Here is a 21,722-nt window from a genome sequence, read left to right on the forward strand (position 1 = left end):
CGCCCTACTCGACGTGTCGCCGGTAGCGGTCGACCACCTCCTCAAGCACCTCGGAACCCTCCCGCGCCCACAGACCCGGATGGAAGATCTCCACCTCCACCGGACCCCGGTATCCCGCCGCGTCGGCAAGCTCCCGGAATCCCCGCAGGTCGACGCAGCCGTCGCCCAACTGCCCCCGACCGAGCAACACCCCCTCGGGGAGCGGGGTCACCCAGTCGGCCACCTGCACCGACACGATCCGGCCGCCGGCACCGGCCCGCCGCAGCTCGCCCGGCAGCCTCTCGTCCCACCACAGGTGGTAGGAGTCGGCGACGACCCCGACCCGTTCGGCGGGAAACTGCTCGGCGATGTCGAGGGCCTGGCCCAGGGTGGAGACCACGCAGCGGTCCGCCGCGAACATCGGGTGCAGCGGCTCGATCCCGAGTCGCACGCCGAACCCGGCGGCCCAGGGGACCAGATCGCCGAGCACGTCCACGATGCGTTGCCGCGCCCCCACCAGGTCCCGCTCACCCGGGGGCAGACCACCCGCGACCAGGACCAGGACATCGGCCCCCACCTCGGCCGCTTCCTCCACCGCTCGCCGGTTGTCCTGGAGCGCCGCCGCCCGGCCCGCAGGATCGGCGGCGGTGAAGAAGCCGCCCCGGCACAGCGAACTGACGCGCAACCCCGCCCCCGAAACGAGCTTCGCCGTCTCCCGCACGCCGAACTCGCGCACCGGCTCCCGCCACAGCCCCACCGCGGCCACCCCCGCCGCGGTGCACCCGGCGACCAGATCGGGCAGCGACCACTGGCGGATCGTCTCCTGGTTGAGGCTGAGCCGCGCCGGAGCCGTCGCGCCCTTCACGAGGACACCCCGTGCAGGCGGAGAAGCCGGCGCATCCGGTCCTCGGCGAGTTCTGGATCGGGGAACAGGCCGAGTCGGTCGGCCAGTTCGTAAGCGGTCGCCAGGTGGGGGAGGGAGCGGGCCGCGTGCAACCCGGCCACCATCGTGAAGTGTTCCTGGTGTCCGGCCAGCCAGGCCAGGAGGACCACCCCCGTTTTGTAGTAGCGGGTGGGCGGTGCGAACAGGTGCCGGGCCAGGGCGACCGTCGGGTCCAGCAGTTCGCGGAAGCGCGCCGAATCCCCTTCGTCGAGGGCGATCGCGGCCCTGGCGGCGATCGGGGCGAGGGGATCGAAGACCCCCAGCAGGGCGTCGCTGGCCAGCCGCCCGTCACCGGCGATGAGTTCGGGATAGTGGTGGTCGTCCCCGGTGTAGCAGCGGACCCCGGCCGGCAGCCGCCGTCGGATCTCCACCTCCCGTTCCGCGTCCAGCAGGGAGACCTTGATGCCGTCGACCTTCTCCGGGCACGCGGAGACGACCTTCAGGAAGACCTCCACGGCCGCGTCCATGTCCTCGTGGCCCCAGTAGCCGGCCAGCTCGGGGTCGAACATCGGCCCCAGCCAGTGCAGCACGACGGGTTGGGCGCTCTGGCGGACCAGTTCGCCGTACACCTGGAGGTAGTCCTCGGGGCCGCGGGCCGTCTCGGCCAGGGCCCGCGACGCCATGAGGACGGCCCGGGCGCCGCAGGCCTCGGTGTGGGCGAGCTGTTCCTCGTAAGCACTGGTGATCGCGGCCAGGGAGTGCGGTTTCCCCGGCGGGAGCTGGTCTGTTCCCGTCCCGCAGACGATCCGCCCTCCCACGGCGCGGGCCTCGGCCGCCGAGCGGCGGATCAGTTCCGCCGCCACCGGCCAGTCGAGTCCCATTCCGCGCTGGGCGGTGTCCATGGCCTCCGCGACTCCGAGTCCCTGCTCCCACAGCCGACGTCGGAACGCCAGCGTGCTGTCCCAGTCGACCACCGCTCGGCTGTCGGCCGACGCGGCGAGCGGGTCCGCCACCACGTGGGCCGCGGCGTGGAACACACGGGAACGGGTGGGTCCGGCGACCAGGGGTGGTAGCGGAACGGTGCTGGGCAGATGCAGCCGGAACCGACCGTCGGCGGAAGGGAGCCGGATGCCGTTCACAGCGTCACCGTCGGCACCGTGAGCCGGCGACCTTCGGCCGAGGACCGCAACCCCAACTGGGCCAGTTGCACTCCGCGGGCCCCCGCGAGCAGATCCCACCGCCAGGGTTCGTCCCGTACGACGTGACGGAGGAAGAGCTCCCACTGGGCCTTGAAGCCGTTGTCCGGTGGGCTGTTGTCCGGCACCTCCTGCCACTGGGCGCGGAAGGCCTCGGCCTGGGGCAGGTCCGGATTCCACACCGGCTTGGGCGTCGCGACGCGGTGCTGGATCCGGCAGCCGCGCAGGCCCGCGACAGCCGATCCGTGCGTTCCGTCGACTTGGAACTCCACCAGTTCGTCACGGTGCACCCGTACCGCCCAGGAAGAGTTGATCTGGGCGACGGCGCCACCCTCCAACTCGAAGATGCCGTAGGCGGCGTCCTCCGCAGTGGCCTCGTACGGTTTGCCCTCTTCGTCCCAACGGCGCGCGATGTGGGTCCGGGCGAGGGCTTGCACGGTTCGCACCGGGCCGAAGAGCTCGTGCAGCAGGTAGTCCCAATGGGGGAACATGTCGGCCACGATCCCCCCACCGTCCTGCGCCCGGTAGTTCCACGACGGGCGCTGCGCGGACTGCCAGTCCCCCTCGAACACCCAGTAGCCGAACTCACCCCGCACGGACAGGATCTCACCGAAGAAGCCGCCCTCGATCAGGCGCTTCAGCTTCAGCAGGCCCGGCAGGAAGAGCTTGTCCTGGACCACGCCGTGCTTGACCCCGGCTGCCTCGGCGAGCCGGGCCAGCTCCAGCGCCGACTCGAAGGTGAGCGCCGTCGGCTTCTCGCAGTAGACGTGCTTCCCGGCGGCGATGGCCCGGCGGACCGCCGGCTCGCGGGCGCCGGTCACCTGGGCGTCGAAGTAGATCTCCACCGTCGGATCCGCGAGTACGGAATCCAGGTCGGTGCTGATGTCCTCCAGGCCGTGCCGCTCGGCAATGGCCCGCAGTGCCGACTCCCGGCGACCGACCAGGACGGGCTCCGGCCAGATCACCGACCCGTCACCGAGATCGAGCCCACCCTGCTCGCGCAGTGCGAGCAGGGACCGGACCAGATGCTGGCGGTATCCCATCCGCCCGGTCACGCCGTTCATCGCGATCTTGATCGTCCTGCGGTTCACGGTCCCTCCATTTGTTCGGCCGAGTTCACATCAACATCGGCGCCAGTGTAGAAAGCGCTTTCTCTCGCATCAGGCTAGGACGCCCGTGCAATGCCTGACAACACTCGTTCGAGTGATAGAAAGCGCTTGCTGAATCCGCCAATATGGAGATCCACACCGAATGAGACGATGACCGAGGGCAGCCCGTGAGGGCAGAAGGAGAGGTGCGGCATGGCGATCACCCTTGCCGAGGTCGCGGCGCACGCAGGTGTATCGCCGGCCACGGTCTCGCGGGTACTGAACGGCGGCTACCCGGTGGCGGGCGGCACCCGAACCAGGGTGGAGCAGGCCGTCGAGGAGCTGGGCTACATCGCCAACGGCCCCGCCCGGGCGCTGGCCGCGGCCACCTCGGACCTGATCGGCGTCCTTGTGCACGATGTCGCCGACACCTTCTTCGGGATCCTTGCCGGCTCCCTCCAACGCGCCCTGGACCCGGCCGGCCGTGCGGAGCCACGCCGACTGGCCGTGGTCTGCAACACCGAGGGCGCCCCCGCCGCTGAAATCGCCTACCTCACCCTGTTGGAAGGGCAGCGGGCCGGCGGCGTCGTCCTCACCGGCGGGGCCGTCGAGCATCCGGACCACACCGCTGCCCTCGCCGCGCGGGTCTCGCGGATAGCGGTCGCGGGAACGCCCGTGGTCCTCTGCGGCCGGCCACCGCTGCCCGTTGACGCGGGGCTGCCCCTGGCCACCGTCGTCTTCGACGACCGGGGAGGAGCCTTTCGCCTCGCCGAGCACCTCCTCGCCCTCGGCCATCGGCGCATCGCCTATGTGGCCGGTCCGCCCGGGTTGAGCACTTCCCGCGAGCGCCTCGCCGGACACCGGGACGCATTGGCACGCCACGATCCGACCCTGCCCGATACCTGCGCCCGGATCACCCTGCACGCCGGATTCGAACGATCCGCCGGCTATGACGCAGCCCAGGAACTGCTCCGTCGTGCTGAGCCCTTCACCGCCGTCGCCGCAGCCAACGACGCCGTAGCCACGGGTGTGGTCGCCGCGCTGCGCGAAGCGGGGCTGCGCATCCCCGAGGACGTATCCGTCGCGGGCTTCGACGATCTGCCGTTCTGCGTGGACACCGCGCCCGCGCTCACCACGGTCCGTGTGCCGCTGCGCGAGGCCGGGGCGCTCGCCGCGAATCTGGTGACCGGCCGCAGGTCCCCGCCCCCGGGCGGCATCACCACTCTGCCCACCGAACTGATGGTGCGAGGCTCCACGGCGCCGCCGCCCGAGGGGAGCCGGCCGTGAAGTACGCCTTCTCGACGCTGGGGCTGCCCGGAACCCCTCTCGTGCGTAGCGCGGCGCTGGCGGCCGAGCACCGGTACGACGGCCTCGAACTCCGCGCCCACCCCGAGGAGCCGCTGCACGCGGGGAGCTCGCGCGGTGACCGGGCTGCCGGCTTGAGGGCGGTGACCGCGGCCGATGTGAGGGTCCTCGGGGTCGCCGGTTACGCCCGGGTGGCGGCGGCCGGGGAGGACGAGCCGGTCCTCGCCGAGATCAGGGACCTGGTCCAGCTCGCTGTCGATCTTGAAGCCCCGTACGTGCGCGTCTTTCCCGGTGGGGAAGGCCTGCCACCGCACCGATCCGATGCCAACGCCGTGCGCCGGCTCCGGGAGGCGGTCCCGTTCGCCGATCGGCACGGCGTGCGAATCCTGTTGGAGACCCACGACTCCCATCGCAGCACGACGGCCACGGCCCGGGTCCTGCACGAGGTGGGTCATCCCGCCGCGGGCGCCTTGTGGGACGTACTGCACACCTGGCTTGAGGGAGAGTCGGCGCAACGGTCGCGAAGACAACTCGGCGGACACCTGGGCTACGTCCAGGTGAAGGACGTGGCCTCGGCGCAGGACCTCACCCCGCTCGGTCTCGGCGCCGGAGTCCTCCCCCTGGCCGAAGCGGTGGCAGCAGCACCGCCGGCGGGCTGGCTGTGCTGGGAGTACGAGCGACGCTGGTACCCCCACGCCGCCGACCTCGCCGGCCTGCTCGAACAGGGACGGTCCTACCTGGAGCATCTGGTGACTGCGGGGCAACAAGCCGAGTAGGAGAGGGCCGGCACGGGTCTGCGGCACAGCGGCTACCGAGACGGGGCGGTACGTCGCGAGCCCTCGACCCGCGTTCCTCGACCGGGGTCACGACGGCCGGTCCAGCTCACCGGCAAGGGCGCCGCCCACGCCAACCTGAGGAAGTCACGTGAGGCCCCCGGGGATGGCCAGGGGCCCCGACCTGCCATGCACGAGACTACGCACGGCTCGTCCAACACTCCCAGACACTGATCACCAGAGTCACTGCCGCCCTCATGAAGCCGTAACCGGCCCCAGGGCCCGAAAGGGGCCTCAACCGGCCGCCGCGCATCGTGATGCACACGACCTACGTGATCACCTGGCCCCCGGGTTCCGATCGCATCGGCCTTCCAGCGAGGTGCGTCGACTGACAGCCGCACCCGCCGCCTACACACGGAGGTGCCCGAAGTCGATCTGAGCAGCTGCGGGTCCGTACACCTAGGTGGTGCGAATGTTCAAGTGGGGGAGGAGTTCCACGTGTTGGCGGGGGGTTTCGTGTGCGGCGGTCGTGAGGCGTTCCAGGAGCAGGGTCGCGGCCCGTGCACCGACCTCGTGCTTGGGCGGGGCGACCGCCGACAGCGGTACGTCGGCCAGTCCGGCCACTTCGTCGTCGTAGGTGATCACGGCCAGGTCCTGAGGTACGCGGATGCCTCGGGCCTGGAGGCGGGGGATCAGCATGATGGCGTCGGTGTCGCTGTGGATCAGGGCCGCGGTCACTCCGCCTGAGGTCACCGCGTCGCACAGGTAGTCCAGGGTGCGGGCGAAGCGGTCGGCCACCGAGAGGCCGGCGTCGCTCGCAGACCCGGACCCCGCGACCCCCGACCCCGCGACCCCGGACCCCGCCGCCCCCGACCCCGCCGCCCCGGGCCACGGCGGGGGTGGCTTCAGGCCCAGGGCGTTCACGGCCGCTTCGAATCCGGAGCGCAGGCGCGCGGTCGTCGGGGTTTCCTGGCTGGCGAGGGCGATCCGGCGGTGCCCCTGCCCCGCCAAGTGCTGGACGGCCTGCGCGGCCCCGTGGGCGTGGTCGGACATCACCCGGTCCAGCCCCGCCGCCGGGTGTCCCGGCGGGGCCGCGCGTTCGACCAGTACGGTCGGTACGTCGAGCTCCGCCGTCCAGGCGCCCTCGCCCGGAGCGGCCGATCCGGCGGCCCAGTTCGGGGTCAGGAGCAGTCCGTCCGCACCGGTGGACAGCAGGCGGTCGGCCTGGGTGCGGTCCTCGCCCGGGAGATAGCGCGTCAGTCCGACGGTGAGGCGCGCGCCCCGCGCCTCGACGACCTCGCGCGCACCGCGTACCACCTCGGCGTAGTAGTACTCCGTGGTGGGGACCACCATTCCGATCACCAGGCCCGCCCCGGGGCCCGCCGGGGACCGGCCGGACGCGGTAGCGCCCGGGTCGCGGGAGAGGGAGGGAGCGACGGGCCGTATGCCCTCGATCCGGCTGATCACGCCGTGCATCCGCTGGATCTCGCCCCGGGCGGCCATCGCCTCGATGTCCCGGCGCAGGGTGACGGGCGAAACACCGAGCTCCTGGGCCAGGTCGGCCACCCGTACGCTGCCGCGGGCCCGTACCAGCGCGAGCACCTGAGCCTGACGCTGGTCCACATGTGGTCTCACGAGGTCCCCCTGAAGTCCGGCGGGTCCGGGCCGTGCCGGGCCGTGCCGGCCGGCAGCCCTGCGGGCGGGCTCCGCGGCCCGTCCGCGCGGTCATCATAGGCAATCGAATCGATCGTTTCGATTGATTGCGTTCAACCGGTCATTGACTGCGCGGACGGGCCGTTCATATATTCGGCTTGCAGCCCCGCACCTCACGGCATTTCGACCTTTTCCGGGAGCCAGCGCATGCTCACGCACGACCAGGACGGATTCCGCCGGGCAGGCCGGCCCCACCGCATCGTCTCGGGTGCCCTGCACTACTTCCGGGTCCATCCCGACCTGTGGGAGGACCGGCTGCGTCGGCTGCGGGCCATGGGGGCCAACACCGTGGACACGTACGTCCCCTGGAACTTCCACGAAACCGGCCCGGGCAAGGGCGACTTCACCGGATGGCGCGACGTCGGCCGGTTCCTGCGCATAGCCCAGGACCTCGGGCTCGACGCGGTCGTCCGGCCCGGACCCTACATCTGCGCCGAATGGGACTTCGGAGGTCTGCCCGCCCGTCTCCTGGCCATCGACGGGTTGCACCTGCGGTGCTCCGACCCCCGATTCCAGGCCGAGGTGGACGGCTGGTTCGACCTCGTCGTACCCGAACTGCTGCCCCACCTCGCGAGCCGCGGGGGCCCGGTGGTCGCCGTGCAGATCGAGAACGAGTACGGCTCGTACGGCAACGACGCGCGCTACCGCGCCCACATCGACCGCGCCCTGACGGACCGCGGCATCGACTGCCTGCTCTTCACCGCGGACGGCCCCGAGGACGCCATGCTCCAGGGCGGCACCGTCCCCGGCCGGCTCGCGACCGCCACCTTCGGAGCCCGGCCCGCGGAACGCTTCGACGTCCTGCGCCGCTACCAGCGCACCGGCCCGCTGACCGCCATGGAGTTCTGGATCGGCTGGTTCGACCACTGGGGCGACGGGCACCACGTCCGCGACGCCCGGGAAGCCGCCGAATCCCTCGACGAACTCCTCGCCACCGGCGCCTCCGTCAACCTCTACATGGCCCACGGCGGCACCAACTTCGGCTTCCGGGCGGGCGCCAACCACACCGGGTCGCGGCCCGCGGACCCCGGCTACCAGCCCACCGTCACGAGCTACGACTACGACGCCCCGATCGGCGAAGCCGGTGAACTCACCCCCAAGTTCCACGCCTTCCGCGAGGTCATCGGCAAGTACCTCCCCCTGCCCGACGGCCCGCTGCCCGCCCCGCCGCCCCGGATGGCCCCGGCCCGCGCGATCCCGGCCGGCGTCGCCCCACTGCTCGGCGCGCTCGGGACCCTCGGAGGCGAACCGGTCCTGCGTCCCGCACCCGAGTCCATGGAGAAGCTCGGCCAGGACCACGGCCTGATCCACTACCGGACCACCATCACCGGGCCGCGCCCCGCCATGCCCATCAGGATCGACGGGCTCGGGGACCACGCGTACCTCTTCGCCGACGGCCGGCCCCTGGGCGCCCTCGACCGCAACGCCCCCGACGAGGGCCTCGAACTGCCCGTCGGCGAGGAGGGCGTCGTGCTCGACATCCTGGTCCGGGCCCTGGGGCGGGTGAACTACGGGCCGCTGCTCGACGACCGCAAGGGCATCTGGCGCGGCGTGCGCCACGGCCACCAGCACCTGTTCGAGTGGGAGATCACCCCGCTCCCGCTCACCGACCTGAGCGGCCTCGACTGGTCCACACCGACGGACACCGGGACCGCCCCGGCCCCCCTGACCGACCCCGCCGGACCCACGGCGCAGGAGCCCACGGCGCAGGAGCCCACCTTCCACCGGTTCTCCCACACCCCCGACGCACCCCCGGCGGACGGCTTCGTCGACCTCTCCGGATGGGGCACCGGCCTGGTCTGGCTGAACGGATTCCTCCTCGGCCACTACGACACCCCGCGCGGCCCGCAGCGCACCCTGTACGCCCCCGCCCCCCTGTGGCACGCCGCCGGGAACGAGATCGTGGTCCTGGAAATGGAACGCCCCGGCGCCGAACTCCGACTGAGCGACCGACCCGACCTGGGCCGCCCCACCGCCATCACCCCCCAGTGAGGGAAGATCGGTACGTGAATCGCACGAGCACCCGCCTCGCCGACGGCCGCGAGATCTTCTACTACGACACGGACAAGGATCCGGACGGGGACCAAGCCCCCGTCCGCACCGTTCCCGACACCCGCCCCCTCGGAGCCGCCACCGCCCCCACCTCCGAGGTGCGCCGCGACCCGCTCCTCGGGGACGCCGTCGTCATCGCCTCCCACCGTCAGGGCCGCACCCACCTGCCGCCCGCCGACGACTGCCCGCTGTGCCCCTCCACCGCCGCGCACGCGAGCGAGGTCCCGGCCCCGGACTACGAGGTGGCCGTCTTCGAGAACCGCTTCCCCTCCCTCGCCGGCGACACCGGCCGCTGCGAGGTCATCTGCTTCACCCCCGACCACCGCACCTCCTTCGCCGAACTGGACGAGTCCCGCGCCGCACTGGTCCTCGCCGCCTGGACCGACCGCACCGCCGAACTCGCCGCACGCGAAGGCGTCCGGCAGGTCTACTGCTTCGAGAACCGGGGCACCGAGATCGGCGTCACCCTCGCCCACCCCCACGGCCAGATCTACGCCTTCCCGTTCGTCACCCCGCGCACCGGCCGCATGCTGGCCACCGTCGCCGCGCACCGGGCCCGCACCGGCGGCAACCTCTTCGAGGAGGTCCTCGCGGCCGAGCGCGCCGAGGGCACCCGCGTCGTCCTCGAAGGGGAGCACTGGACGGCCTTCGTCCCGTACGCCGCCCGCTGGCCCTACGAGGTCCACCTCCATCCGCACGACCGGGTACCCGACCTCCCGGCCCTCGGCGACGCGGCCCGCGCCGAACTCCCCGGGCTCTACCTGGAACTGCTGCGCCGCTTCGACCGGTTGTTCGCACTGCCCGGTCCGACCCCGTACATCTCCGCCTGGCACCAGGCGCCCACCGGTGAGGGACGCGAGGACTTCGCGCTCCACCTGGAGCTGTTCACCGTCCGGCGCACCGCGGACAAGCTGAAGTACCTCGCGGGGACCGAGTCCGGAATGGAGGCCTACATGAACGACGTCCGGCCCGAGGACGCGGCCGCCCGGCTGCGGGAGGTGGCGAGTCCGTGAACCGCGCGGCCCAGGGGTTCCAGGACCTGTACGGGAGCCCGCCCGAGGGCGTGTGGGCCGCGCCCGGCCGGGTCAACCTGATCGGCGAACACACCGACTACAACGACGGGTTCGCGCTGCCCTTCGCGCTCCCGCAGCGCACGGAGGTGGCCGCGGCCCGCCGCACCGACCGCGAGCTCCGACTGCACTCCGCCGACGTGCCCTCCGGCGTCGTCACCCTGGACCTCACCGACCTGACCCCCGGCGGCACCCCCCGCGGCCCGGCCGGCTGGACGGCGTACCCGGCAGGCGTGGCGTGGGCGCTGCTGGAGGCGGGCCTTCCGGTCGGCGGGGCGGACCTGTACGTGCGCTCCGACGTGCCGACCGGGGCCGGCCTGTCCTCATCCGCGGCCCTGGAAGTGGCCACCGCGATGGCCCTCACCGAGCTGTACGGGATCCCGCTGCCCGGCGCGGAGCTGGCGACCTTGGCCCGGCGCGCCGAGAACGCGTACGTCGGCGTGCCCTGCGGGGTCATGGACCAGATGGCCTCGGCCTGCTCCTCCGCGGGGCACGCCCTGCACCTCGACACCCGCACCCTCGAACAACGTCACATCCCCTTCGACTGCGCCGCGTCGGGGCTGCGGCTGCTCGTCATCGACACCCGGGTCAAGCACGACCTCGCCGACGGCGCCTACGCGGCGCGCCGCAGCTCCTGCCATCGGGCCGCCGCCGCGCTGGGGCTGCCCGCGCTGCGCGACCTGGCGTACGCGGACCTGCCGGAGGCGCTGTCCCGGCTCACCGACCCGATCGGGCGCCGCCGCGTCCGGCACATCGTCACCGAGAACGAACGCGTCCTGCGGGTCGAGGCGGAGCTGCGCGCCGGCCGGCTGCGCGCCGCCGGGCCGCTGCTCACCGAGGGCCACGCCTCGCTGCGCGACGACTACGAGGTGTCCTGCCCGGAGCTCGATCTGGCGGTGGCCACGGCCAACGCGGCCGGCGCGTACGGAGCCCGGATGACGGGCGGCGGCTTCGGGGGCTCGGCCCTCGCCCTGATCGACGCGGAGGCCGAGGCGGAGGTGACCCGAGCCGTCGAGGGCGCGTTCGCCGCCGCCGGGTTCACCGCTCCGCACGTGACCCGGGCCGTGCCCGCCGCCGGCGCGGCCCGGATCCTCTAAGGGCGTGTTGTGAAGGTCCCGCCCGGCCCCTCGGGCGCTCGGCGCCACTTTCGCAACACGCCCCGGGCGTACCGAAGAGCGCGGGGGCGGGCACCGGCCGGGGTCACACGGCCGCCGGCCCACGCCCGCCGGACGCGCGACACGGAGCGTTCACACGGCCCCGTACCGCCGCCCCATCGGCGGGCCTAGAGTGATCACTTGCCGCACAAGGCACCGGACGATCGCGGAGGAGCGAACACGTGCAGTACAACCCCCTGGGCCGTTCAGGACTTCAGGTCTCCACCGTCGGCCTCGGCTGCAACAACTTCGGCGGCCGGCTCGACGCCCGGGCCACCCGCGCCGTCGTCGACGCCGCCCTCGACGCCGGGATCACCCTCCTGGACACCGCCGACATCTACGGCGGCAGCGGCGGCTCCGAGAGCCACCTCGGCCAAGCCCTCAAGGGGCGCCGCGACCAGGTCGTCCTCGCCACCAAGTTCGGCTACGACGGCGTCGACATGGGGTACGGGGCCGCCGCCGGAGCCCGCGGCGGCCGCGCCTACGTCCGGCGCGCCGTCGAAGCCTCGCTGCGCCGCCTGGAGACCGACCACATCGACCTCTATCAGCTGCACAGCCCCGATCCGGCCACCCCGATCGCCGAAACCCTCGCCGCCCTCACCGAGCTCGTCACCGAGGGCAAGATCCGCTACATCGGGCACTCCAACCTCAGCGGCTGGCAGCTCGCCGAAGCCGCCCACGTCGCCCGCGAGACGGGCGCGACGCCCTTCGTGTCGGCACAGAACGAATGGTCGCTGCTCCAACGCTCCGCGGAACGCGAACTCGTGCCCGCCGCGCTGCACTACGGAGTGGGCGTCCTGCCCTACTTCCCGCTCGCCAACGGCCTGCTCACCGGCAAGATCCGGCGCGGCGCGGCCGTCCCGGCGGGCTCCCGCCTCGAAGGGCGCGACGCCTACCTCACCGAGGAGCGCCTCGACACCGTCGAGGCGCTCGCCGCGATCGCCGAGAAGTACGACCGCACCGTGCTGGAACTCGCCATCGGCTGGCTCTCGGCCCAGCCCGGCTGCGCCTCCGTCATCGCGGGCGCCACCTCCGCGGAGCAGGTGCGCGCCAACGCGGCCGTCGCCGACCGGCCGCTGGAAGCGGAACTCCTGGCGGAGATCGACGCCGTCGCCGGGGACGTCGCGTGACGGACACCCGCGCCGCGGCGGCGCCCCTGCGCTGCGCCGTCCTGGACGACTTCCAGGGCGCGGCCACCACCCTCGCGGACTGGTCCGAGGTCACCGCCCGCGGCGTCGAGGTGGTCACGTACGCCGACCACCTCGACGACGAGGACGAACTGGCCGCCCGGCTCGCCGACTTCGACGTCGTGGTCACCCTCCGCGAACGCGTGCCCTTCCCGGCGAGCCTCCTGGAGCGGCTGCCGCGCCTCAAACTGCTCGTCGCGAGCGGCATGCGCAACTCGGTCATCGACTACGAGGCCGCCGCGCGCACCGGCCTGACCGTATGCGGCACCGCCAGCTCCTCCACCCCGCCCGTCGAGCTGACCTGGGCGCTGCTCCTCGGTCTTGCCCGGGGGATCGCCGTGGAGAGCGCGGCCCTGCGCTCCGGCGAGGGGCCCTGGCAGCGGACCGTCGGCGCCGACCTGCACGGCCGGCGACTCGGCCTGCTCGGTCTCGGCAAGATCGGCAGCCGGGTCGCCCGGATCGGCCTCGCCTTCGGGATGGAGGTGTCGGCCTGGAGCGCCAACCTCACGAAGGAACGCGCCGACGAGGTGGGCGTGAGCCTCGCCGGGTCCCTGGAGGAACTCCTCGCGGACGCCGACTTCGTCTCCGTCCACCTGGCGCTCGGCGACCGCAGCCGGGGCCTGATCGGGGCCGCCGAACTCGCCCTGATGCGACCGCACGCGTACCTGGTCAACACCTCGCGCAGCGCCATCGTCGAGCAGGACGCGCTCCTCGACGCGCTGCGCGAGGGGCGCATCGCCGGCGCGGCCCTGGACGTCTTCGACACCGAACCGCTGCCCGCGGCGGACCCGGTGCGCAGCGCGCCGAACCTCCTGGCCACGCCGCACCTGGGCTACGTCACGCGGGCCAACTACGCCACGTACTACGGCGAAGCCGTCGAGGACGTCCTCGCCTTCCTCGACGGCTCACCCGTACGCGTCCTCCCGTAGCGGAGCCGGGCCGGACACCCGGCCGCAACCCGCGGCAGGAGCCCCGAACGCCCGAGGGTCCCGCACCCGCCTGTCGGCACGGTGCGGGGCCCTCGGGCGGGTCCGCGAAGCGGATCCCGGCCGCCTCAGGACACGATGTCCTTGCGGGAGAACCCCCGGAAGGCGAGCGCGAACAGCACCACCCCGTACGACACCGACACCGCCGCACCCTTGATCATCCCGCCCCACTCCAGTTGCGGCTGCAGGGCGTCCGCCCAGGCGAACTGCCAGTGGGCGGGCAGGAACTCGCGCCACGAGCCGAGGGCGGTGACGGCGTCCAGCACGTTCCCGACGATCGTCAGGCCGACGGCTCCGCCCACCGCGCCCAGCGGCGCGTCCGTCCGCGTCGACAACCAGAACGCCAGCCCGGCCGTGACCAGTTGCGAGACGAAGACGAACGCCACGGCCAGCGCGATCCGCGGCAGCGTGTCCGCGGCCGCCAACGCCCCGCCCGTCGGCAGCTTCAGCGGCCCCCAGCCGTACGCGGCCGTGCCCGCGACGAGCGCCACCACCGGCAGCAGCACGATCGCCGCCAGGCTGAACCCGAGCGCCACCACCAGCTTGCTCCACAGCAGCCGGGCCCGGGGGACCGGCGAGGCCAGCAGGTAGCGCAGCGAGGACCAACCGGCCTCCGAGGCCACCGTGTCCCCGCAGAACAGCGCGACGGGCACCACCAGGAGGAAACCGGCCGACACGAACAGGCAGGTGACCGCGAAGTTCGCGCCCGACTCCGTCGCCGTGTCGATGAGGCTGATCCGGCCGTTGCCGCCGCCCGGCCCGTCGTCGCCGCCACCCACCGCGAACGCGATGATCATGATGAACGGCAGTGCGGCCAGCACCCCGGCCATCACCAGCGTCCGCCGCCGGCGCCACTGCCGCAGCGCCTCCACCCGCAGCGGCAGGGTGTGGTTCGCCCGGTAGCCCGGCGCGGTCTCCTGTACGGCGCTCACGCCGCACCTCCGATCAGGGTGAGGAACGCGTCTTCGAGCCGTCGGTGCGGCCCCACCGCCGACACCGGGACGTCCAGCCGTACGAGTTCGGCGATCAGCCCGGCGGCGCTCACGCCGTCGAGCCGGACGAGGAGCCCCTCGTCGGCGGGCAGCACGGAACCGACCCCTTCCAGGGCGGCGACCTTCTCCACGGTCACCGCGTCCACCGGCCCCTCCAACGCGACCAGCAGCGTGTCGCCGCCGCCGGTGATCTCGGAGACCTCGCCCGCCCGCACGAGCCGGCCCCGGTCCATCACGACCAGGTGCGTGCAGGTCTGCTCGACCTCCGACAGCAGGTGGCTGGAGACGATGACCGTCCGCCCGGCGGCGGCGTAGCGGATCATCACGTCCCGCATCTCGCGGATCTGCGGCGGGTCCAGACCGTTGGTCGGTTCGTCGAGGATCAGCAGGTCCGGCATGCCGAGCATGGCCTGCGCGATGGCGAGCCGCTGGCGCATGCCCTGCGAGTACGTGCGCACCGCGCGCTCCAACGCGTCACCGAGCCCGGCGATCTCCAACGCCTCCGCCAGGTGCGCGTCCTCGGCGGGACGGCCCGTGGCCTGCCAGTACAGCTCCAGGTTGGCCCGGCCGGTCAGGTGCGGGAGGAAACCGGCACCTTCCACGAACGCCCCGACCCGCGACAGCACCGGCGCCCCGGGCCGGATGAGGTGCCCGAAGACCCGGATCTCCCCGGCGTCCGGCGAGATCAACCCCATCAGCATCCGCAGCGTGGTGGTCTTCCCGGCGCCGTTGGGCCCGAGCAGGCCGAGCACCTGCCCCTTCTCGACCCGGAAGGACAGGTCCCGCACCGCGTACCGGTCCGCGGCCTTGGCGTAGCGCTTCGTCAGCCCGGTGATGTCCAGGGGTACGTCGGCCAGCGCGGGTTCGGGCTGCGCTTCTCCCACCCGGCTCCCGCCGCGACCCCCGCCGGTGCGCCGGATCCCGAGGAGCGCCGCGGCCAGCGCCACCGCGCCGAGCGGCAGCCACCAGGTCCAGGCGGGCAGGTCGGTCGCGGCCGTGGCGACCCCGGCCGCGACGGGCACGGCCAGCGGCCCCTCCGCCGAGACGGTGTACGCGGCCGGGGCGGCCGGGGACGCGTAGCCGAGGTCGGTGGCGGCGACCACCAGCCGCAGCCGGTGTCCGGCCCGGACGGCGTGGTCGATGGCCGGGAGCCGCAGCCGTACGGTCGCGCTCTCCCGGGCGTCCTCCACCCGCACCGGGGCGACCAACTGGTTCGGCAGCACCTGTTGGCGCCCGTCGGGGCCCACGTCGTACACCTTGCCGAACAGGACGGCCGCACCGTCGGCAGCCGTCGACCTCACCTTCAGGGTCACAGCCGGGGTCCCGGTGATCCGTACGTCCTCGGTCAGCGGCTCCGATTCGAAGCGGGCGTTCTGCCCGGGGAAGTCGAGCGCGACGCCGGTCCCGAGCGCGGCGAGCTGCCCGCCGATGCCCGGCAGGGCCGACAGCGCGGGCGGTGTCCCGCCGGCCGGATTGGCGAAGGTCTGCTCCCGGCCCGACAGGGCGAACTCGCGCGGCGCGGAGCCGAGTCCCGGGTAGGTGTCGCCGGTCGCGCCGCGGAGTTTGACCTGCCCGTCGGTGGAGTCGATGCCGCCGGAGCGCGAGACCCGGAAGGCCGGGCCGGTGTCCACGCCCTCATCGCCCTTCAGGTAACGGTCGAACCAGGCCGAGGTCCGGGCCTCGATCCGGGCGGATTCGCGCATGCCGCCGTCGTGACCGCCCGCCGCCCAGTCGACGGCGACGGGCGCGCCGTTCGCCGCGATGGCCTTGGCCATGGCGTCGGCCTGGTCGAGGGGGAAGAGGGAGTCGTCCTGACCCTGCACGATCAGCGCCGGAACCTTGATCCGGTCGCCCACGGCGGACGGACTGCGCTTCTCCAGCAGCTCCCGGGCCTCGGCGTCGGGCTTGCCCGCCACCGCGACCCGCTCGTACATGGCACACAGCTGCGGCTCGAACCGGCCGCAGCCCGCAGCCGCGGGCGGACCCGCGGGGGTGGCGGCCGGGGCCTGCGGACCGGCCTGGAGGCCGCCCGCCGCGCCGGTGGTGAAGAAGATCCCGGTCCACAGCTTCTTGAACACGCCCTGCGGGAACAGGGCGTCGGCCAGGTTCCAGTACGTGATCTGCGGGGCGATCGCGTCGACCCGCCGGTCGTACCCCGCGGCCAACAACGAGACCGCGCCGCCGTACGAGGCGCCCGCGACGCCCACCCGGGGGTCACCGGCGGCGTCCAGGCGCACCTCGGGGCGCTTCGCCAGCCAGTCGACGAGCGCGGAGACGTCCTTGACCTCGTGCTCGGGATCGTTCAGCCCGATCAGGCCGCCGGAGCGGCCGAATCCGCGCGCCGACCAGGTCATGACGGCGTATCCGTCGCGCGCCAACCGTTCGGCCTGCGCGCGGACGTCGTCCTTGCTGCCGCCGAAGCCGTGGCCCAGCAGGACCGCGGGCCGCTTCCCGTCCCCGCCGCCGGCCGTGAAGTAGGAGGTGTCGATCCCGGCACCTGGCAGGGCCAGGACCTGGTCCTGGCGGCGCACGGCCGGCGCGTCCCCGGACGCGGCGGCCGCGGTCCAGGTACCGGCGCCGGCCAGGACGGCGAACGCGGTGACACCGGAGAGCAGGCGGTCTCGGCGGCGCCGTGGCAGTCGGAGCTTCATACCGGAACCCTAAAGCCCCTGGTCTCCCCACCCGAGCTCCTCCAGGCGTAGCCCCCCACCTTCTCCAGGACTACACCCGGTCACCGCCGTACCGCGCCTGCGGTACACGGCCCCGTCGGCACGTCGGGCTGCGCCGCGGAGCCGTCGGCGGCAGGATGGACCCCATGCTGCTCTCCGAGGTCGCGCGCGTGTCCCTGGAGGTGGCCGAAACCTCCGCCAGGTCCCGGAAGACCGCCCTGCTGGCCGAGCTGTTCGCCGCCGCGCCGCCCGAGGAGGCGGCCCTGGTCGTCTCCTACCTCGCCGGGCGGCTCCCGCAGGGCCGCCCGGGCGTCGGGTGGCGCACCCTCGGCCGGACGAGCGAAGCCGCTCCCGAGCCGTCCCTCACCGTGTCGGGGGTCGACGCCGCCGTCACCGAGCTCGCCGCCGTCGCCGGACCCGGCGCGCAGGCCGAGCGCGCCCGGATCGTCGACACCCTGATGGGCTCCGCGACCGGGCCCGAACAGCGGTTCCTGCGCAGCCTGCTGTCCGGGGAGGTCCGCCAGGGCGCCCTGGACGCCGTGGCCCTGGACGGGGTGGCCGCCGCGGCCGGGGTGCCCGCGGTGGCCCTGCGCCGGGCCGTGATGCTCGACGGGTCGCTGTCCCGGGTCGCCGCCGCCGTCCTGGCCGAGGGCGCCGTCGCGCTGGAGCGGGTGACGCTGCGGGTCGGGCGGCCCGTCCAACCCATGCTGGCCGGCACCGCCCCGTCGGTGGCCGCCGCCCTGAGCGCGCTCGGCCCCTGCGCGGTCGAGGAGAAGCTCGACGGGATCCGCGTGCAGGTGCACCGGGACGGGGACGACGTACGGATCCACACCCGCTCCCTCGACGAGATCACCGACCGGCTCCCGGAAGTGGCCGAACTGGTCCGCACCTTCCCCGGGGAGCGGTTCATCCTGGACGGCGAGGTCATCGGACAGGCCCCCGACGGCCGCCCGGTGCCCTTCCAGGAGATCGCGAGCCGGGTCGGCTCCCGGTTGGACGTGGCCGCCGCCCGCCGGACGCTCCCGGTGACCCCGTACTTCTTCGACCTGCTCCTTTCCGGCGACCGGGTCCTGCTCGACCTGCCCGTGCGCGAGCGGTACGCGGAACTCGCCGCGCTGGTCCCCGAGGCGCACCGGGTGCGCCGGCTGGTGGCGCAGGACCCGGCGACGGCGACGGCCGGGGCCGAGGAGTTCTGGACGCGGACCCTGGGCCGGGGCCACGAAGGGGTCGTGGTCAAGGCGCTCGACTCCGGCTACGCGGCCGGCCGGCGCGGCAAGCAGTGGCTCAAGGTGAAACCCGTGCACACCCTCGACCTGGTCGTGCTCGCCGTGGAACGCGGCAACGGGCGCCGCACCGGCCTGCTGTCGAACCTGCACCTCGGCGCCCGGGCCGCCGACGGCACCTACGCCATGCTCGGCAAGACGTTCAAGGGCCTCACCGACGCCATGCTGACCTGGCAGACGGAGCGGTTGACGGAGCTGGCGGTCGAGGACGACGGGTACACCATCCGGGTCCGCCCGGAACTGGTCGTCGAGATCGCCTACGACGGCCTCCAGCGCTCCACGCGCTACCCGGCGGGAGTGGCGCTGCGCTTCGCCCGCGTCCTGCGCCACCGCCCGGACAAGACGGCCGAGGAGGCGGATACGGTGGAGGCCGTCCTCGGCCAGGGCGCCACCGCCCCGTCTTCCGAGGGGTCCGCAGTGGGGGAGGCGGAGGCGGGGGACGGGTGATTTTGCCCCGGAGGCAAGGGAGATTGCCAGAAAGGCAAGTCTCTGGCTCAATCGGGGTATGACTCCCGCCCCCGGTGTCGGTTCCGTCGACGCGGTCGACCCCGAGACCGCCCCGGACCCCGACACGCCCGACGGCATCGTCGCCGAGCTGCCCACCGTGGCCCCACAACTGCGCGACCTGCGCCGACGCGCCGGACTGACGCTGGAGGCGGCCGCCGCGCGGGCGCGGCTCTCGCCCGCGCACCTGTCCCGCCTGGAGACCGGTCGCCGTCAGCCCTCGCTCCCGCTGCTGCTCGGACTCGCCCGGACCTACGGGACGACCGTCTCCGAGTTGCTGGGTGAAACACCGGCCACGGCCGATCCCATCGTACGGGCCGGCGGTCCGGGGGCCCGCGAGGCCGACGGGTGGACGTACTGGCAGGCCGGCGGCTCCGGCCGCGGCATGCAGGCGCTACGGGTACACGTCCCCGCGCCGGCCCCCGTCGGCAAGGGGGCGCGGGAACGCGGACAGGGCGAACTGGTCCGCGTCCATCCCGGGGAGGAGTGGCTGTACGTCCTCGGGGGGCGGCTGCGGCTGCACCTGGGGGAGAGCGAGCACTTCCTGGAGCCGGGCGACAGCGCGCACTTCGACTCGCTCACCCCGCACCGGATCGCCGCGGCCACGGCTGACGGAGTCGACCTGCTGTTCGTCCACACCCTGCTGCAGAGCAGCCTCGCGGGGCTGTGCCTCGGCGGCGCCGAGCACCACCCCCGCTGACCGAGGAGCCGCATCCGTGTCGTCGTCGCAGCCCCACTCGCAGAGCCGGCCCCCGTCGCCGGCCCGGCCGCAGTCACCGGCCCCGTCGAAGAACCCGTCACAGTCCGAGGGAGAGAACGTGCCGCACGTCACCGGGACCACCGCGAGGACCGAGAGCGCCACCCCGGCGGGGGCCGACACCCCGGCAGGGGCCGCCGCAGCCGCGAACGTCGCCGCACCCGCGGAGGTCGCCGCGCAGTCGGCGGGTGCGCCGACCCTGATCAGCCGCATCGAGTCCAAGTTCCCCCGCGGCCTGATCATCCGACTGATCGCCTACCTCTTCGTGGGCCACCTCTTCGCCTTCTTCGTCTACCTGCTCTTCGTGCTGGGCGCCGAGAACCAGTAGGCGCAGCGCGGCGACGGGCAGGTCACGGGGCGGCCGCACGCGCGCCAGGCACACCACCCCGACGCCGGAGACAAGCGTGCCCGCCGTGAGGTCCGCCGCCGCGTTCCAGCACACGGAGTCAGCCGCCGGTGGGAGTCGGCGTCAGCGGTGCGCGGGTCGCGGCGCCCCCGATCGGCCGTGGACCGCGTCCGGCAGCCACCGCCGCGGCGTACGGTCCGGGCGGGCGACGCCGAGGCCGCGGGCGCCGCGGGCCGGCGCCCGCGCGGACGGCCCCCGCCCGGCTCCCCTTCATCGGGGCGGACCCGTCCGCGCGGTCCCCGGGGGCTCCAGCGGTGGCGCGGTCATCCCGCACTGGGTGCGGCACTGCGGGTGGGGGGCGCCGGGCGCGGGGGAGCGTACGGTGGCCCAGGCCAGCGCGGATCCGGCCACCAACACCCCGGCGCACCAGGGCATGGCGCGCCGGAACGCGCCGTCGAAGGCCTCGGCGGACAGGTACGCGTCCGGGCCCATCCCCGCCAGCAGCGGCAGTGCGGCGACGGCCAGCAGACCGGCGGCGCGGGCGGCGGCGTTGTTGATGCCGCTGGCCAGGCCCGCCCGCCCGGGGTCCACCGAGGCCAGCACGGTCGCCGTCAGCGGGGCCACCAGGGTCACCATGCCGGCGCCCAGGATGAGCAGGGCGGGCAGCACGTCCCGTACGTAGGACGCGTCGGGTCCGGCCCGCATCGTGAGCAGCATGCCGGCCGCGCACAGCAGCGGGCCCACCGTCAGCGGGATCCGGGGTCCGATGCGTTCCCCGAGCTCTCCGGAGCGGGCCGACAGCAGCAGCATCAGGGCGGTGGTCGGCAGCAGGGCGGCCCCCGCGGCCAGCGCCGAGTACCCGGAGACGACCTGGAGCTGGAGCACGATGAGGAAGAAGAACCCGCCGAAGGCCGCGTACACGCAGACGGTGACCAGGTTGACCGCGGTGAACTGGCGGGAGGCGAAGATGGCGGGCGGCACCATCGGATCGGCCCGCCGTCGCTCGACCGTCACGAACGCCCCGGCCAGGACGAGCCCGCCCACGGCCGCCGCGACGACGAACGGGGATCCGGACCGGGCCTCGATCAGCGCGTAGGTGATCAGCGCCAGCGCCGCCGCGCCCAGTACCGCGCCGAGCACGTCGAACCGCCCGTGCGCCTGCGGATCCCTCGACTCCGGTACGTGTCTCAGGGCGACGGGCACGCACAGCGCGGCCAGCGGCACGTTCAGCAGGAACACCCACCGCCAGCCCGGCCCGTCCACCAGCCAGCCGCCGAGGAAGGGCCCCACCGCCGCGCCGACACCCCCGAGGCCCGACCACAGGCCGACCGCCCGCCCCCGGTCCTCCGCCCGGATGGAGCCCTGGATGAGCGCGAGGGAGCCGGGGGTCAGCAGCGCGCCCCCGACCCCCTGGAGGGCGCGGGCGGCGATCAGCACGCCGGCGTTGGGCGCCAGCCCGCACAGCAGGGATCCGGCCGCGAACCACACCACGCCGAGCACGAAGATCCGACGCCGTCCGAACCGGTCACCGAGCGCCCCGCCGACCAGGATCAGCCCCGCCAGGGTCAGCAGGTAGGCGTTCACCGTCCACTGCAGGACGGCCAGGTCGGCGTCGAGATCCCGCCCGATGCGCGGCAGCGCCACGTTCACCACGGTCGAGTCCAGCATGGCCATGGCCGATCCGAGGACGGTGGTGAACAGGATCCACCGGCCCCGAGCGGAAGCGAGGCGGACGTCGGGCGCGGGTGAGGTCATGACCCCAGGCTGGCGCGCGCGGTGGCGGAA

17 protein-coding genes and 1 pseudogene are annotated in these 21,722 nt (G+C 73.7%); 10 read left to right on the forward strand and 8 right to left on the reverse strand.

The window, feature by feature from the left end:
* Positions 1-4: 4 nt before the first annotated feature.
* From AB0D46_RS07095 to AB0D46_RS07105, 3 genes are read right to left on the reverse strand one after another with little or no spacing between them, the layout of a single operon-like run.
* Positions 5-844 (reverse strand): sugar phosphate isomerase/epimerase family protein, encoded by an 840-nt coding sequence (locus AB0D46_RS07095; protein ID WP_362876253.1) that lies wholly within the window; start codon positions 842-844, stop codon positions 5-7.
* A complete protein-coding gene (locus tag AB0D46_RS07100; protein WP_362876254.1) occupies positions 841-2,001 on the reverse strand; it encodes a dihydrodipicolinate synthase family protein in 1,161 nt (386 codons plus the stop codon). Before AB0D46_RS07100 ends, AB0D46_RS07095 begins: the two co-directional genes overlap by 4 nt.
* The gene (locus AB0D46_RS07105) at positions 1,998-3,149 is read right to left on the reverse strand and encodes a Gfo/Idh/MocA family oxidoreductase (protein WP_362876255.1); all 1,152 of its coding nucleotides are present in this window, start codon (positions 3,147-3,149) and stop codon (positions 1,998-2,000) included. Before AB0D46_RS07105 ends, AB0D46_RS07100 begins: the two co-directional genes overlap by 4 nt.
* Positions 3,150-3,359: 210 nt before the next feature.
* On the opposite strand from AB0D46_RS07105, the gene AB0D46_RS07110 reads away from it, so the two are divergent.
* Positions 3,360-4,433 (forward strand): LacI family DNA-binding transcriptional regulator, encoded by a 1,074-nt coding sequence (locus AB0D46_RS07110; protein WP_362876256.1) that lies wholly within the window; start codon positions 3,360-3,362, stop codon positions 4,431-4,433.
* Positions 4,430-5,227 carry a sugar phosphate isomerase/epimerase family protein gene (locus tag AB0D46_RS07115; protein WP_362876257.1) on the forward strand — a complete coding sequence of 266 codons (798 nt, stop codon included), beginning with the start codon at positions 4,430-4,432 and terminating at the stop codon, positions 5,225-5,227. Before AB0D46_RS07110 ends, AB0D46_RS07115 begins: the two co-directional genes overlap by 4 nt.
* A 456-nt stretch (positions 5,228-5,683) precedes the next feature.
* On the opposite strand, the gene AB0D46_RS07120 is transcribed toward AB0D46_RS07115, so the two are convergent.
* Complete coding sequence (locus tag AB0D46_RS07120; RefSeq protein ID WP_362876258.1) at positions 5,684-6,859, reverse strand: substrate-binding domain-containing protein; 1,176 nt, start codon at positions 6,857-6,859, stop codon at positions 5,684-5,686.
* A gap of 225 nt (positions 6,860-7,084) precedes the next feature.
* On the opposite strand from AB0D46_RS07120, the gene AB0D46_RS07125 reads away from it, so the two are divergent.
* The 5 genes from AB0D46_RS07125 (at position 7,085) to AB0D46_RS07145 (ending at position 13,329) form a co-directional block, all read left to right on the forward strand.
* Positions 7,085-8,929, forward strand: coding sequence for a beta-galactosidase family protein (locus tag AB0D46_RS07125; protein ID WP_362876259.1), 1,845 nt, complete (start codon positions 7,085-7,087; stop codon positions 8,927-8,929).
* A 14-nt stretch (positions 8,930-8,943) separates the two neighbouring features.
* Positions 8,944-10,002 (forward strand): galactose-1-phosphate uridylyltransferase, encoded by a 1,059-nt coding sequence (gene galT / locus AB0D46_RS07130; protein WP_362876260.1) that lies wholly within the window; start codon positions 8,944-8,946, stop codon positions 10,000-10,002.
* The gene (gene galK / locus AB0D46_RS07135; RefSeq protein WP_362876261.1) at positions 9,999-11,156 is read left to right on the forward strand and encodes a galactokinase; all 1,158 of its coding nucleotides are present in this window, start codon (positions 9,999-10,001) and stop codon (positions 11,154-11,156) included. Before galT ends, galK begins: the two co-directional genes overlap by 4 nt.
* 239 nt (positions 11,157-11,395) lie before the next feature.
* Positions 11,396-12,343 (forward strand): aldo/keto reductase, encoded by a 948-nt coding sequence (locus AB0D46_RS07140; protein WP_362876262.1) that lies wholly within the window; start codon positions 11,396-11,398, stop codon positions 12,341-12,343.
* Positions 12,340-13,329, forward strand: a complete 990-nt coding sequence (locus AB0D46_RS07145; RefSeq protein ID WP_362876263.1) for a D-2-hydroxyacid dehydrogenase family protein — start codon at positions 12,340-12,342, stop codon at positions 13,327-13,329. The genes AB0D46_RS07140 and AB0D46_RS07145 overlap by 4 nt, the downstream gene beginning before the upstream one ends.
* A 125-nt stretch (positions 13,330-13,454) precedes the next feature.
* Here AB0D46_RS07145 and AB0D46_RS07150 read toward each other — a convergent pair whose 3' ends face one another.
* The gene (locus tag AB0D46_RS07150) at positions 13,455-14,318 is read right to left on the reverse strand and encodes an ABC transporter permease (RefSeq protein WP_362876264.1); all 864 of its coding nucleotides are present in this window, start codon (positions 14,316-14,318) and stop codon (positions 13,455-13,457) included.
* Entirely contained in the window at positions 14,315-17,029 is a 2,715-nt protein-coding gene (locus AB0D46_RS07155) for an alpha/beta fold hydrolase (RefSeq protein WP_362876265.1), read from the reverse strand. Before AB0D46_RS07155 ends, AB0D46_RS07150 begins: the two co-directional genes overlap by 4 nt.
* Before the next feature lie 164 nt (positions 17,030-17,193).
* Here AB0D46_RS07155 and AB0D46_RS07160 point away from each other — a divergent pair, with 164 nt between their 5' ends.
* From AB0D46_RS07160 to AB0D46_RS07170, 3 genes are all read left to right on the forward strand, one after another.
* Positions 17,194-18,777, forward strand: a complete 1,584-nt coding sequence (locus AB0D46_RS07160; protein ID WP_362876266.1) for an ATP-dependent DNA ligase — start codon at positions 17,194-17,196, stop codon at positions 18,775-18,777.
* A gap of 58 nt (positions 18,778-18,835) precedes the next feature.
* Positions 18,836-19,534, forward strand: coding sequence for an XRE family transcriptional regulator (locus AB0D46_RS07165; protein ID WP_362876267.1), 699 nt, complete (start codon positions 18,836-18,838; stop codon positions 19,532-19,534).
* A 118-nt stretch (positions 19,535-19,652) separates the two neighbouring features.
* A complete protein-coding gene (locus AB0D46_RS07170) occupies positions 19,653-19,919 on the forward strand; it encodes a DUF6126 family protein (RefSeq protein ID WP_362876268.1) in 267 nt (88 codons plus the stop codon).
* Between the two features lie 42 nt (positions 19,920-19,961).
* On the opposite strand, the pseudogene AB0D46_RS07175 reads toward AB0D46_RS07170, so the two are convergent.
* Both AB0D46_RS07175 and AB0D46_RS07180 read right to left on the reverse strand, forming a co-directional pair.
* Positions 19,962-20,033 (reverse strand): annotated as a pseudogene (locus tag AB0D46_RS07175) (hypothetical protein); the annotation flags it as partial.
* A 174-nt stretch (positions 20,034-20,207) separates the two neighbouring features.
* Positions 20,208-21,692 (reverse strand): MFS transporter, encoded by a 1,485-nt coding sequence (locus AB0D46_RS07180; protein WP_362876269.1) that lies wholly within the window; start codon positions 21,690-21,692, stop codon positions 20,208-20,210.
* Positions 21,693-21,722 lie beyond the last annotated feature (30 nt).

The organism is Streptomyces sp. NPDC048383, from assembly GCF_040651775.1.
Taxonomy (GTDB): domain Bacteria; phylum Actinomycetota; class Actinomycetes; order Streptomycetales; family Streptomycetaceae; genus Streptomyces.

Coding starts and splice junctions, on each gene's coding strand:
- AB0D46_RS07110 (WP_362876256.1), top strand. CDS start 3,360: ATGGCGATCACCCTTGCCGAGGTCGCGGCGCACGCAGGTGTATCGCCG.
- AB0D46_RS07125 (WP_362876259.1), top strand. CDS start 7,085: ATGCTCACGCACGACCAGGACGGATTCCGCCGGGCAGGCCGGCCCCAC.
- AB0D46_RS07155 (WP_362876265.1), bottom strand. CDS start 17,029: ATGAAGCTCCGACTGCCACGGCGCCGCCGAGACCGCCTGCTCTCCGGT.
- AB0D46_RS07160 (WP_362876266.1), top strand. CDS start 17,194: ATGCTGCTCTCCGAGGTCGCGCGCGTGTCCCTGGAGGTGGCCGAAACC.
- AB0D46_RS07165 (WP_362876267.1), top strand. CDS start 18,836: ATGACTCCCGCCCCCGGTGTCGGTTCCGTCGACGCGGTCGACCCCGAG.
- AB0D46_RS07180 (WP_362876269.1), bottom strand. CDS start 21,692: ATGACCTCACCCGCGCCCGACGTCCGCCTCGCTTCCGCTCGGGGCCGG.